Source organism: Phormidium sp. FACHB-592 (genome assembly GCF_014695795.1).
Taxonomy (GTDB): Bacteria; Cyanobacteriota; Cyanobacteriia; order Leptolyngbyales; family Leptolyngbyaceae; genus Stenomitos.
In genome coordinates this window covers 42,879-56,029 of record NZ_JACJOZ010000009.1, presented here as the reverse complement: position 1 = coordinate 56,029, position 13,151 = coordinate 42,879, and the positions used below count along the sequence as shown (strand labels likewise).

10 protein-coding genes and 1 tRNA gene are annotated in these 13,151 nt (G+C 50.9%); 7 read left to right on the top strand and 4 right to left on the bottom strand.

The genetic code is table 11. The annotated features are described in order from the left end of the window. The first annotated feature begins 4 nt into the window (after nucleotides 1–4). The 3 genes from cysK to H6F86_RS00800 all read left to right on the top strand — a co-directional run bounded on the left by cysK (nucleotide 5) and on the right by H6F86_RS00800 (nucleotide 1,823). Nucleotides 5–970, top strand: coding sequence for a cysteine synthase A (gene cysK, locus H6F86_RS00810; protein WP_190446233.1), 966 nt, complete (start codon nucleotides 5–7; stop codon nucleotides 968–970). Between the two features lie 15 nt (nucleotides 971–985). Further along, a complete protein-coding gene (locus H6F86_RS00805) occupies nucleotides 986–1,702 on the top strand; it encodes a J domain-containing protein (RefSeq protein ID WP_190446232.1) in 717 nt (238 codons plus the stop codon). A gap of 47 nt (nucleotides 1,703–1,749) precedes the next feature. After that, nucleotides 1,750–1,823: transfer RNA gene (locus H6F86_RS00800), tRNA-Pro, on the top strand. A gap of 167 nt (nucleotides 1,824–1,990) precedes the next feature. Here the strand turns inward: H6F86_RS00800 and H6F86_RS00795 are convergent. Together H6F86_RS00795 and H6F86_RS00790 are read right to left on the bottom strand one after the other, a co-directional pair. Further along, a complete protein-coding gene (locus H6F86_RS00795; RefSeq protein WP_190446231.1) occupies nucleotides 1,991–3,616 on the bottom strand; it encodes an ATP-binding protein in 1,626 nt (541 codons plus the stop codon). Continuing rightward, nucleotides 3,613–5,478, bottom strand: a complete 1,866-nt coding sequence (locus tag H6F86_RS00790; RefSeq protein ID WP_190446230.1) for a PAS domain S-box protein — start codon at nucleotides 5,476–5,478, stop codon at nucleotides 3,613–3,615. The genes H6F86_RS00795 and H6F86_RS00790 overlap by 4 nt, the downstream gene beginning before the upstream one ends. Before the next feature lie 408 nt (nucleotides 5,479–5,886). Between H6F86_RS00790 and H6F86_RS00785 the strand changes: the two genes are divergently transcribed. The 4 genes from H6F86_RS00785 (at nucleotide 5,887) to tatA (ending at nucleotide 10,837) form a co-directional block, all read left to right on the top strand. After that, nucleotides 5,887–7,677, top strand: coding sequence for an ABC transporter ATP-binding protein (locus H6F86_RS00785; protein ID WP_347240061.1), 1,791 nt, complete (start codon nucleotides 5,887–5,889; stop codon nucleotides 7,675–7,677). Between the two features lie 165 nt (nucleotides 7,678–7,842). After that, complete coding sequence (gene bchD, locus H6F86_RS00780; RefSeq protein WP_190446229.1) at nucleotides 7,843–9,975, top strand: magnesium chelatase ATPase subunit D; 2,133 nt, start codon at nucleotides 7,843–7,845, stop codon at nucleotides 9,973–9,975. A 165-nt stretch (nucleotides 9,976–10,140) separates the two neighbouring features. Further along, entirely contained in the window at nucleotides 10,141–10,425 is a 285-nt protein-coding gene (locus tag H6F86_RS00775; RefSeq protein WP_190446228.1) for a hypothetical protein, read from the top strand. Between the two features lie 145 nt (nucleotides 10,426–10,570). Further along, a complete protein-coding gene (tatA, locus tag H6F86_RS00770) occupies nucleotides 10,571–10,837 on the top strand; it encodes a twin-arginine translocase TatA/TatE family subunit (RefSeq protein ID WP_347240058.1) in 267 nt (88 codons plus the stop codon). A gap of 14 nt (nucleotides 10,838–10,851) precedes the next feature. On the opposite strand, the gene dapB is transcribed toward tatA, so the two are convergent. Together dapB and cobS are read right to left on the bottom strand one after the other, a co-directional pair. Beyond that, nucleotides 10,852–11,679, bottom strand: coding sequence for a 4-hydroxy-tetrahydrodipicolinate reductase (dapB, locus tag H6F86_RS00765; protein WP_190446226.1), 828 nt, complete (start codon nucleotides 11,677–11,679; stop codon nucleotides 10,852–10,854). 207 nt (nucleotides 11,680–11,886) lie between these two features. Next, nucleotides 11,887–12,639, bottom strand: coding sequence for an adenosylcobinamide-GDP ribazoletransferase (gene cobS, locus H6F86_RS00760; protein ID WP_190446289.1), 753 nt, complete (start codon nucleotides 12,637–12,639; stop codon nucleotides 11,887–11,889). Nucleotides 12,640–13,151: the final 512 nt, after the last annotated feature.

The following is a 13,151-nucleotide window of genomic DNA, read 5'->3' as shown; positions in this document are numbered from 1 at the left end:
GCCCATGCGTATAGCTCAGAACATTACCGAACTTATTGGTCGCACGCCTCTCGTGCAGTTAAACCGCGTGCCTCAGGCAGATGGCTGTGTGGCGCAAATTTTAGTGAAGCTTGAAGGGATGAACCCCTCTGCTTCGGTAAAAGACCGCATTGGCATCAGCATGATCAATGCGGCAGAGAAAGAAGGTCTAATTACCCCTGGCAAAACTGTGTTGGTAGAACCAACCTCTGGCAATACGGGTATTGCTCTAGCAATGGCAGCAGCAGCAAAAGGTTATCGCCTCGTCTTGACCATGCCAGAAACGATGAGTTCAGAGCGGCGGGCAATGCTCCGTGCTTATGGCGCACAGCTAGAGCTAACACCAGGAATTGAAGGCATGAGCGGCTGCATTCAGCGGGCACAGCAGATTGTCGATATGCTGCCCAATGCCTATATGCTGCAACAGTTTCGTAATCCGGCAAACCCTCAGATTCATCGCGAAACAACGGCAGAAGAACTTTGGGAGGATACAGACGGTCAGATTGATGCGATGATTTCGGGCGTGGGTACTGGGGGCACCATTACGGGTGTGGCGGAAGTGCTTAAGTCGCGCAAGCCTGAGTTTAAGGCGATCGCAGTTGAACCAGCCAACAGTCCTGTTCTTTCGGGCGGTCGTCCCGGTGCCCACAAAATTCAAGGGATTGGTGCTGGCTTTGTGCCGCCCGTGCTGAATGTGAACCTGATTGATGAAGTGATCACTGTTTCGGATGATGATGCGATCGCCTACGGACGGCGGTTGGCGCGCGAAGAAGGCTTGCTCTCTGGTATTTCGAGCGGTGCTGCGCTTTATGCAGCCATCCAGGTTGGTCGTCGCCCTGAGTATGCAGGAAAAATCATTGTCATGATTCAGCCTAGTTTTGGCGAACGCTATTTAAGTACACCCCTCTTTCAAGACTCTGATGCAAACATGCCAGCTATGCTAGGAGGGTAAAGCTGACGCAAGCGCATGAGGTCTGACCACTACCGCACTTTAAACGTTACCCCAGCCGCAACGCAGGCAGAGATCAAACAAGCGTACCGTCGCTTAGCAAAGCAGTTTCACCCTGACAGTAATCGGGAAACTACAAACCACGAAAAGATTGCACGGGTGAATGCTGCCTACGAAGTGCTGGGTGACCCTGACAATCGCAAATCCTACGACCAGCAGCTACAATACCTGACGCAGCTAGAAGACGCTGGTTTTTCAGCCGGACGGGGCAATCGGCAGCAACGAACGGCTGCGGCACAGGCGCGTCATCGCAAACAGCAACAAACAGCCCAAACGGCAGACGATCACCTGCAACAGTGGCTCAAACAGGTCTATACGCCTGTGAACCGCTTGGTACTGGAAATTCTTAAACCGTTGAAAGAGCAGATTGACGATCTGGCTGCCGATCCGTTTGATGATGCGCTCATGGCAGAGTTTCAGACTTATCTAGAGGACTGCCGCGATCGCCACCGTCGGGCTGAAACCATCTTCAAGTCTCTCCCCAATCCCAAAACGTTGGCAGGTGTAGCAGCGCATCTCTATTACTGCCTTAATCAGGTAGACGACGGCATTGAGCAGCTTGAGTTCTTTACACTCAACTATGATGACTCTTACCTGCATACTGGGCAAGAGCTCTTTCGCATTGCTGCCGGGCTACGTCGAGAGGCACAAGCAGCCGTGAAAGAAGTCGTTTAGTGCGGTAGAGACTAGCTAACAGGTTATGCTATACTGAGCAAGCACATCGGGGCGTAGCGCAGCTTGGTAGCGCACTACTTTGGGGTAGTAGGGGTCGTGAGTTCGAATCTCGCCGCTCCGATAGCATAAAAGCCGTTCAACATCAATGTTGGGTGGCTTTTATGTTGGAAACAGATTTACAACTTTGACCCATGCATCTATACAAAGCTGCTCCAGGCACAAGTTAGCTTTTTTCATGGAAACAGTTGATTAAAGTTGTCCTACAGCGTCCCTACACCCTAAGGATGCTTAAGAAGACGGGACAGGCGCATCAGCCAGACGAACCGGAAGTTCGGCTGTAAAGCAGGTTTGTCCGTCTTGGCTGGAAACCTGGATCGAGCCACCCAAGTAAGTTACAAGTTTCTTCACCAGCGTTAGCCCCAAGCCAGTGCCGCCTTGCCGCCAAAGATCCATGCCAGGAATCCGATGGAACTGCTCAAAAATGTGGGGCACTTCGCTAGCTGGAATCTCGACTCCAGAGTTGCAAACTTGCATTTGTAAGCTGTGTGCTGGGGTTGGTTGAGCCACTACGGTTAGACTGATCGTAATGGTAATGTGCTCATCACGTGGCGTATATTTGATGGCGTTGTTAAGTAACTCTGTAAGTACCCGACTTAAGCTGGAGACATCCGACACGATCGGCGGCAGGTCGATCGGCAGATTGATGTGTAGCTGTTGCTGCTGGCTTTGGGCACGCTCTCGAAAGTTTTCTACCAGTTCTGGGAGCCAGCGTTGAAAGAGAATCGTAGTTAATTCGATGCTGTACGCATCAGCATTCAAGCGCTGCAAGTCTAAAAGATCATTCACAAGGCTTAATTGACGGCTGCACTGGTCATTCAGAACTTTCAAGTAACGGATGGTGGAGTCAGCAATGCTATCTGTTTCCATCGCTAAACAACCGCGTTGACCTAAGGTAATTTCTAACATCCGAGCTGCCATTTTGATGTTAGTCAAGGGCGTTCGTAATTCGTGCGATACGGTATTTAAGAAGTCATCTTTGATCTGGTTGATTTGCTGGAGTTCCACCATTTGATCTTCAAGTTGTAATGCCCGCGCGATCGCTAAATTACGTTCTTCTGCTTGTCGCCGCTCGGTAATATCGCGAAAAACCAGAACTACGCCTGCAATAGTGCCTTCATCGTTGTAAAACGGAGCCGCGCTATCGGCAATGGGGAAAGTATGACCAAGCTTGGAACGCAGCAAGGTATGGTCTGCAAGGTAAACCAAGCTGCCTGTTTGCAGAGCTATGTCGATTGGGTTGGGCAACGGTGCCTGGGTTTGTTCGTGAATGATATGAAAGATTTCTGCCGCCTTGAGACCGATCGCCTCTTCTTGTCGCCAGCCTGTTAAAGCCTCGGCAGCGCCATTGAGAAACTTGATGCGGCTGGCTGCATCGACCACAATTACACCATCGCCGATCGCTCTCAGAATACTAGCCAGCCACTGTTCGCGCTCTTGCAACTCTTTGTCCAGACGGTAACGTTGCAGCGCTGTTTCGATCGCAACATACAGTTCGCGTTCTTCGATTGGCTTGAGGACGTAACCAAAGGGTCCGGTTGCCTTAGCTCGTTCCATTGTGTAGCGATCGGAGTAGCCAGTAGAATAAATGATCGGAATACGGAGGCGGCTCCAGATCTGCTCGGCTGCCTGAATGCCATCCATTTCTCCCTTCAGCCGAATATCCATCAGCACGATATCAGGATGCAGTGCTGTAGCAGTGGTAATTGCCCCTTCACCAGAGACAGCGATCGCAGGCACTGTATAGCCTAGGTTTTCGAGACAGTCTTTGATGTCAGCAGCGATGACACTTTCATCTTCCACAATCAGAATTTGAATGCTCTGCCCTTTGCGATCGGTAGCGGCTAGTCTGCTCATGCTTCACTTCCTGCAAACGTAATCCTAAACTCAGTACCAGCATGACGATTGAGCAGCAGCCTGCCCTCTAGCTGCTGCACAAGATCTCTGACCAGCTTTAGCCCTAGCGAATCAGTATGGGCTAGTTCAAACTCGGCTGGCATACCAACGCCATCGTCGCGGACGACTAGATTGACAGCCCGATCGCCTGACGCATGAAGAGCAATAGCGATTTCACCAGGGCGATCGTTAGGAAAAGCGTACTTAAGCGCATTGGAAACCAATTCATTGATGATCAAACCGCAGGGAATCACAGTGTCAATATCGAGTGCTACATCATCGATCGTCGTTTTTAGCGTGATGATGTTGGTGTGAATGTTGTAGGCGCTAAACAAACTTGCTGCCAGCGTAGGAATGTACTGCCTTAAGTTGATGCTGGCTAATGTTTCAGATCGATAGAGTTTTTCGTGAATGAGCGCAATCGATTTAATACGGTTCTGGCTTTCTAGTAAAATATTGGCGGCTCGCTGATCTTTAATGCGCCGCTGTTGCAAACGAAGCAAGCTGTAGACAATCTGCAAATTGTTTTTGACTCGATGATGAATTTCCTTCAGCAAGACATCTTTTTCGGTCAACGAAGCCTGTAATTGCTCTTCGGCTTGACGCAGTACTTCTAACTGTTTTGCAGCTGTAATATCAACGGCAACACCCAGAATTTGCTGCGGTAATCTGTCTGGAGTGCGGGCAAACAGCGTTTCCTGGCATTGAAAGTAACGCCACTCGCCATTACGATGCTGCATCCGAAACTCAGTGCTGAGGATCTCGCCATCGTTTGCAGTATCCCAGCGTTTGAAGTTGGCTTGCCACGGCAGAAAATCATCTGGGTGCATGACAGTCTGCAAAAAAGCGGGTTGCAGCGCCTGAATGTCATCCAGGGTGTAACCGAGGTGTTCTCCAATTTCGCGATTCACGTAGATTTTGTCTTGCTTAATCAAGTCAAAGACATAAATAGCGGCTGGGCTAGTGTCAGCAATTTTTTGAGCAAAGCGCTGGCTTTCTTGCAGCGCATTTTCTATGTCCTTGAGGTCAGTAATATCACGCCCAACCGCCTGAAACTCGATAAAGCGTCCCTCTTCATCAAACAGCATCCGGTTGTTCCACTGCGTCCAGCGAATGTGGCCATTGGCGACAACGCGGTTTTCAATACTTACAGTCGGGTTCTCCTGGTTCATTGATCGCACCAGACGATCGATGTGTTCATGGTCTTCCTCAAACGTTAGCGGCTTGTAACAAGACCCAATCACTGCCTCTTTTGTCACCCCAAAGTAACGGCAGTACGCACCATTGACAAAGGTCAGCGTGCCATCTGGCTGAAAGCGGACGATCAGTTCTGTTTGATCTTCAACGATCGCGCGGTACCGAGCTTCACTCTCACGGAGTGCCAATTCGACCTGCTTCCGTTCCACAATTTCGCGCTCCAACTCTCGATTTGTCGCCTCTAGCTGTGCAGGGCTGGGTAGCGACAGAACTTTTGGCAGCAGCGGTATCAATTCCAACGCTGTAATTAAAGAAATCACTGCCGTAGCCACTTTCACGGTGCCCGACAGCCAGTACATGGGATACCAGAGCGTCCAGATTTCCAGAATGTGGGTGGTGCCGCACGCGATGATAAAGGCGCTAAACAACAAAAACACCCAGTCGAAAGGCAAGTCGCGCCGCTTGCGGACAAGATAGAGCAACGTCACTGGAATGGAATAGTAGGCGATCGCAATCACCGCGTCGGCAATAACGTGTAAGCTCACCAAGCTGGGCTGCCAAAGATAGCAGTGTCCATGCGGAATAAACGATCCGCTACTAAAAAAGGTTTTGAGAGCGTCCAACATCAACAACGGCTTCAATGTTCTTTATATAACTTTACACAAAGAGTTGTTTACCTACAGCGATTAGTAGGGAGCCAAAATTAGACCAAAGCCTCTCTACAATCTCCTTAAGTAAGGCATCTATCACAAGGGAGCAGAAGAGCTTCTAGGCGTCTTCATTGCTGGGGCTAACCTAGAGCTAATTAAGGATTTGGTATGCCACCTCTTTAACTACTCAAGTAATCCCAAAAACTTTGCAATATACGCAAAAGAGCGATATTTTTCAGTCGTTTAGCGTAAGACAAGCAATTATTTACCACCACAGATCCTCAACTTTTTAGAGAAATCAAGGATCTGCGGACAGCTTACAATCTTGACGGGTAAGTAGTAGAGCTTGAGCCATCGACAGCGACAAAGGCGGTATAAACTTTGGTGCAGCAAACAGAACGTCAGGAAGCATCATCCATGCAGCCCATTTGGCGCGTGCTGGGGAGTTTGCGCGTTTACCGTTGGACGGCAGTGGGTGCGTTGGTTAGTCTCTTACTGCTGACGGTAGCGAGTGCAGCGACTCCCCAGCTGTTTCGGTGGGGCATCGATCAGGGCATCGCGAAACAGAATTTGTCGATCGTGCTCTACAGTGCTGGGTGGATGGTGGTCGCGGCGATCGCCCGTGGCGTGTTCAACTTTGGGCAAAGTTATTGGGCAGAAGCCGCATCCCAGGGCGTTGTCTACGATTTACGCAACAAGATTTTCAGTAAAATCCAAAATCTCAGCTTTAGCTATCACGATCAATCGCAAACGTCACAACTGCTAACTCGCGTCACTAGCGACATTGAGCAAATTCGCGCCTTCCTTAGTACCAGTTTGATGCAGGTGATCAGCTCAGTCGTTACTCTGGTGGCGATCGCCGTGATTTTGCTGGTCATGAACTGGAGACTGGCGCTGATTACGCTGACCGTTGTACCGCTGGCTGGCTGGCTGCTGGCAAACTTTCTGACCCGTAACAGCGCACTCTTTAGTCAAGTGCAAGAGCAGTTGGGCGACCTCAACGCTATCCTGCAAGAAAATCTGCTGGGTATTCGCGTGGTTAAAGCCTTTGTGCGCGAGTCTACTGAAACAACCCGCTACACCGAGATGAATGATGCGTTAGTGCGGGCAAACATGAAAACAATTCGTGCCATTCGCAATACATTTCCGTTCATCTTCCTGTTAAGCAATCTGGTGACGTTGGCGGTCTTCGGCTATGGCGGTGCAGAGGTCATTGGTGGCAGATTTTCGATTGGGGAACTGGTCGCGTTTAATTCTTACCTGCTGTTGATTTTGCAGCCAATTTTGCTGATTGGTTTTGCGGCACCCGCGATCGCCCAAGCAGCAGCCTCCGCCGAGCGCGTGTATGAAGTGGTCGATGCAAAAGTGGAGATTCGCGATCGACCCAATGCGGTGCCGTTTGAAACCTGCGGTGGTAGAATCACCTTCGAGAACGTGTCCTTCCGCTATCCTGGCGCTACCACCGAAGCGCTTAAAGGCGTTTCTTTTGAAACCAGACCGAATGAACTGATTGCCGTACTGGGCATGACGGCTTCTGGCAAAAGTACGATTATGAACCTAATTCCACGTTTTTACGATGCAACGGCTGGTGCTATCCGCATTGATGGACACGATGTGCGCGATTTCACCCTCAAAAGTCTGCGATCGCGCATTGGCATTGTTTTTCAGGAAACAACCCTTTTCTCTGGTACGCTCCGCGAGAACATCGCCTATGCCAAGCCCGATGCCTCGCTAGAGCAGGTAATTGAGGTTGCCAAAGCCGCTCAAATGCATGACTTTATCCTGGGCTTACCTGAAGGGTATGAAACCATCGTGGGTGAACGTGGCGTAGGCTTATCCGGTGGGCAAAAACAGCGGCTAGCGATCGCTCGTACCCTTTTGACTAACTACAGCATCTTAATTTTGGATGACAGCACCTCGGCTGTCGATGCCCAAACCGCAGCCCAAATTCAAGCTGCACTGGATGACCTTATGCGTCAACGCACCTGCACTTCGTTTGTCGTCGCACAGCGCATCAGCACGGTTCAAAATGCCGATCGAATTTTTCTAATGGATAAAGGTCGTCTGGTGGCACAAGGCACCCATACCGAATTGCTGCAAACGAGCCAACTCTACGCGGTCATCCTGGAGTCACAGGTCAAGCGCTCAACCTTGAGCACGATCGCTGCCACTTAAAAATCGCTACCGCTTGAAAGCTAAAAGCTTTGCTGTCTTGTTGCAATCGCTGCGGTATGCCTGCTGATTAATTAAGCGTAAGGGATTTGAGCGTAGCTGCACATCGCGTGAAGTATGTTGATATGCTGGAATCTAGACTCCAGCCTGCCGTTGTCAACCAAATTCATGCCTGCACTTAGCACTCCGATCGCCTCTCTCGCCTTTCCCCTCGCTGCGGTTGTAGGGCAGGAAGCCATCAAACTCGCACTCTTATTAGCAGCCGTCGATCCGGGCTTAGGGGGTGTGGTGATTGCGGGACGACGCGGCACCGCAAAATCAGTGATGGCACGAGCGCTTCATGCCCTGTTGCCACCGATCGAAATTGTCGAAGGTTCCCTCAACAGCGACCCCCTATATCCCGAAGAGTGGGACGATGAGACGACGGAAAGGCTTAAGGATAAAGGCTTAAGGATAAAGGCAAATCTTTCAGACTTTAGCTCTGAGCCTTTAGATTTTCCCACGACCATCATCCCCGCGCCTTTCGTTCAAATTCCGCTGGGCATTACCGAAGATCGACTGTTAGGTTCAGTCGATGTTAGTCAGTCGATTCGGCGGGGTGAGACGGTTTTTCAGCCAGGATTACTGGCAGAAGCGCATCGAGGTGTGCTTTACATTGATGAAATCAATCTGCTGGATGATCAAGCAGCTAACCTCTTACTCTCCGTTTTGACGGATGGACGCAACCAGATTGAGCGCGAGGGCATTAGCTTTCAGCATCCCTGCAAACCGCTGCTAGTTGCTACCTATAACCCCGAAGAAGGAGACTTGCGCGAACATTTGCTAGACCGCATTGCGATCGCCCTTTCCGCCGACATGGTGCTGGGCTTGGACGATCGTGTATTGGCAGTCGAGCAAGCCACTCGCTACGCCGACTCACCCCAAACCTTTCTGACCCAGTACACCGACGACATTGACTCGCTCAAAACCCAGATTGTGCTAGCGCGAGAATGGCTCAAAGACGTGCAGATTACCTCTGAGCAGGTGGGTTATCTGGTGAATGAGGCAATTCGAGGCGGTGTCATGGGGCATCGAGCAGAACTGTTTGCCGTGCGTGTTGCCAAAGCACATGCCGCGTTGGATGGTCGCACGGATGTAACAGCAGATGACTTGCGCCGTGCTGTCGAGCTAGTCATCGTACCGCGATCGACTATCGTACAAACCCCACCTGAAGAGCCACCGCCACCGCCGCCGCCACCGCCTCAGAACCAGCAAGAACCAGAAGAGGAAAATGAGCAAGAGCAGGACGATCGCGACGATGACGAAAGTGATGATCAGGAGCAAGAACCACCTGCCATTCCCGAAGAGTTCATTTTTGACCCTGAAGGCGTAATTCTTGATCCATCCGTTCTCTACTTTGCTCAGTCGGCAACCCGTCAGGGCAAATCCGGTAGCCGTGCAATTATTTTCTCGGACGATCGCGGTCGCTACGTCAAACCCATGTTGCCGAAAGGGAAAGCCCGCCGTATTGCGGTCGATGCTACTCTACGAGCAGCCGCACCCTATCAGAAAGGGCGACGGGCAAGAAGAGAGGAGTCAGAAATCAGAAGTCAGGCTTCCCCGATCCCCACTCCCCACTCCCCACTCCCCACTCCCCCCAAAAAACGCGTCTTCGTTGAGCAAGCAGATATTCGAGCCAAGCGGTTAGCACGTAAAGCAGGAGCGCTGGTTGTCTTCGTCGTTGATGCGTCTGGCTCCATGGCGTTAAATCGCATGCAATCGGCAAAAGGTGCAGTGCTGCGACTGCTGACAGAGGCATACCAGAATCGTGATCAGGTTTCCCTGATTCCCTTTCGGGGAGAGCAAGCAGAAATCTTACTGCCACCAACTCGATCGATTGAAGCCGCTAAACGACGACTCGATCGCATGCCCTGTGGCGGTGGTTCCCCTCTGGCACACGGATTAACGCAGGCGGTACGAGTGGGTATGAACGCTAGACAGTCCGGTGATGTTGGACAAGTCGTCGTCGTTGCAATCACAGATGGTCGCGGCAACGTACCGCTGGCGCGATCGCTGGGCGAAACCATCCCCCCTGACGAAAAGCCCGACATCAAAGCTGAACTGCTCGACATTGCCGCCAAAATTCGCGCCCTCGGTATTCAGCTACTTGTCATCGACACTGAGAATAAATTCATTAGCACTGGGTTTGCGAAGGAGCTAGCACAGCAGGCAGGCGGCAAATATTACCATCTGCCGAAAGCGAACGATCAGGCGATCGCCGCAATGGCGCGAGGGGCAATGCGTGATATGGCTCGTCCTTGAACGGTCAGCGACCAGCATAGCTTTCAGGTAAAAGCTAAAGGCTAATAGGGTTGTCTCTCAGGAACCGATTAGCAGCCTAAACTGTCTAAGCTAGTCAGGCTTGCGATCGACTTGGGTATACTGAGGAGTCTGAGCCTTCCATCCGTTATCGACAGTTGCAACCCTATGACGCGCACACGACTGAAGCAAACCATTCCCGGACAGCCCTTTCGCAAAGCCCAGCGGCGGCTATTAAGCAAAGAATTGGACTTGCTGCTGCTCACAGGTTGTTCGTGTTTGCTTACCCTGTTGCACCACCCTATTAGTCAAGCTATTCAGGCACAGTCGCCTGCCCGTAACGCACCCATGACATCAACTCAGACAGGGCAGCGGGATGTCAAACTTGCCGGTCAGTTTTCTGTAACACTGCCACCAGAACGGAAGAAGCTAAAAGTGGTGAAGGAAAGCTAAATCGCTGCTAGTTGTTCGCTTTTATCCCCTTCTCTGTATGAAAACATTGGGGAGAAGGGGTTGGGTTTTGGTGAGGCAGCGATCGTAGCCACTCCTTGCCCTTTTAGATTGTCTAGCCCTCTGTGTTCTCTACCCATCTATAGTGATGAAGGGGATACAGCAACGTCACGGTTATAGTGCCGAACCTATTGCATTATTTCCCCATCTCACAATTAGCTTAGAGGAGACAGGTATGTTTGGTCTTGGGTGGCCCGAAGTTGTCATTATTCTCATCGCAGCAGTGCTGGTCTTTGGCCCTAAGAAGATTCCAGAACTGGGCAGCGCACTTGGTAAAACGCTACGTGGCTTCAAAGAAGGTGTGAGCGAAGCCAAGGCTGAGGCTGAAGAAGCAGACGAAGATTACCGTGCGTAAGACCAATGCTTGTCTTACAGGAGCTTTTCTAAGCCATAAACCAGTGTCTTAAGCTGAATGACCTTACGGATCGCCAGCAGTACTCCGGGCATATAGCACGCTCGATCGCTCGTATCATGACGCAGCGTGTACACCTGTCCTGGTGCACCAAAGATCACTTCCTGATGGGCAATCAAGCCTGGTAAACGAATACTGTGAATCCGAATTTCAGCATCCGCAACACTGCCGCGTGCGCCCGGAAGTTTTTCAGTTTCTTGCACGGTAGGCGGGTTAAACGTCTTACCAAATTCCGCTAACATTTGCGCCGTTTGTAGTGCAGTGCCGCTAGGCGCATCCGCCTTCTGATTATGATGCAGTTCAATGATTTCGACATGCTCAAAATGCTGGGATGCCTGAATTGCAGCCTGTTGCAGCAACACCATGCCGATCGAGAAGTTAGGAATGACTAGACAACCCGTGCTCGCTTTATCGGCAAACTCGGCTAGCTCTTGCAGTTGCTTGGCGCTCAAGCCTGTCGTGCCGACTACTGGACGAATACCATAGGCAATCGCTGAACGGATATTGCTGTATACCGAGTCGGGATGGGTAAAATCCACCATCACACCGAGTTCCTTTTCTTGAGCCAGCATTGCCAGCATTGGCTCAAACTGATCGGTTACAGGCACCTCAAGCTCCCCACAGCCTGCCAGTTCTCCGATATCTAATCCCTGGTATTCAGGACTGCGATCAACCGCGCCAATCAAGGTTAGGTCTGTCGTTTGGGCGATCGCCTTGACAACTTCACGACCCATTTTGCCCGCTGCACCATTTACTAAAACTGGGATCGGAAGCTGCCCTGTCATTGCTTGAACTGCCTATATAAGGTGACTGTAGGTATTCTAAACCGGATGGCAGTCAGAAGAGAAACCGTTGGTCAGGACGAAAAGATTTGGCAAGGATGAAAAGATAGGGAGAGTTTTGAGCTTTGAGTTGATTTAGCTATCACCCCTTCACTCTCTCACTCCTTCACCCCTTCACTCTCTCACTCCTTCTGCATCCTCTACCGTGTCTCAAGCGATCGTCAGCAAACACAACAACAGTGCCTCTGTCCACTCCACAACAGCGCCGTAGGTATCACCCGTATGCCCACCAAGCTGGCGGTTAAACCACATTCCAGTCATAATTGCGATCGCACTTCCACCCAAACTTGTTACCCCCACTGCCAACCACGGAACCGAACTAAAAGCCCCTTTCACAGCACTCAAAGCCAGCAGCAGCACTAGAGTTGGAACGGTTTCCCAGTGCGATCGCAACGCTGCTTTATGAAAAGCACCCTTACCTTCGAGTTTAAGGTAGGGGTAACGGACGATCGCCACCACTTGTCCCCAGCGTCCCCAACCCGCCACTAACGCCAGCACAAGCCAGCGATGAGTTGCTATATCAGCTAGCGCTGCCACCTTAAGCAAGAGAATAATCACTGCTGCCATTGCGCCAAAGGCACCTGTGTGGCTGTCTGCCATCACCTGAAGGCGACGCTGAGGATCTAGGACTGCTAATCCATCAGCAGTATCCATTGCACCATCTAGATGCAGCCCGCCTGTGATCGCAACCCAGCCTGCTACAACGATCGCGCTGCGAGTTAGAAGCGGCATTCCCAGATAAGACAGCCCATAGTCAAGCAGTCCCATAAGGCTGCCGATCGCCAACCCAACGAGCGGTGCCCATCGTGCAATGCCGTTGAACGTAAGTAGCCACTGTTGAGGAACGGGGAGACAGGTATAAAAAGCGATCGCGCCTAGAAAGGTCGAAAGTTGCTTGAGCATTCTCAGTCGTCTGGTTGACACTAGCGGCACTGCTAGGTTGATGGCATTGTCAGTCGATTGTTGGTTAACAGAAAGTTGCATCAACCCTGGTCAAAACGAGCGTTCTAAGCCGTAACGACTTGGCTTCCAGATTAAGTCAGTAATTATTGAAGCACTGCTTACCAAGCACTCGTGTGATGAAATCTTGATGTTTTCTGTGGTCGGACGGACGCGATCGCTCGTCATTTATGGACATAATTAAGGAGCTTGTTCGCTTTAACGTGCTTTAACAACAGATGTCCCGCGTCAATTCAGTAAATTCCGGCGGGAGCGTGTTGAAAAACTTAGGATAGAATTGTTTCGTACACTACTAAACATCCTGACTATTTCTCGACAACGCCTAGTGCCCGTTAAGCACCTGTACTGAAGCGACTAGCTGATGCCAATCTGTCTCTTTTACAACCCGCTAAGGCTATCTAGCACCCACTCCAGGTTGCATTTTTCTTTAACTGAGTTGCGTTCCTGACTGTACT

Coding starts and splice junctions, on each gene's coding strand:
- H6F86_RS00805 (WP_190446232.1), top strand. CDS start 986: ATGAGGTCTGACCACTACCGCACTTTAAACGTTACCCCAGCCGCAACG.
- H6F86_RS00795 (WP_190446231.1), bottom strand. CDS start 3,616: ATGAGCAGACTAGCCGCTACCGATCGCAAAGGGCAGAGCATTCAAATT.
- cobS (WP_190446289.1), bottom strand. CDS start 12,639: ATGCTCAAGCAACTTTCGACCTTTCTAGGCGCGATCGCTTTTTATACC.
- H6F86_RS00790 (WP_190446230.1), bottom strand. CDS start 5,478: ATGTTGGACGCTCTCAAAACCTTTTTTAGTAGCGGATCGTTTATTCCG.
- cysK (WP_190446233.1), top strand. CDS start 5: ATGCGTATAGCTCAGAACATTACCGAACTTATTGGTCGCACGCCTCTC.
- dapB (WP_190446226.1), bottom strand. CDS start 11,679: ATGACAGGGCAGCTTCCGATCCCAGTTTTAGTAAATGGTGCAGCGGGC.
- tatA (WP_347240058.1), top strand. CDS start 10,571: ATGAAGGGGATACAGCAACGTCACGGTTATAGTGCCGAACCTATTGCA.
- H6F86_RS00775 (WP_190446228.1), top strand. CDS start 10,141: ATGACGCGCACACGACTGAAGCAAACCATTCCCGGACAGCCCTTTCGC.
- bchD (WP_190446229.1), top strand. CDS start 7,843: ATGCCTGCACTTAGCACTCCGATCGCCTCTCTCGCCTTTCCCCTCGCT.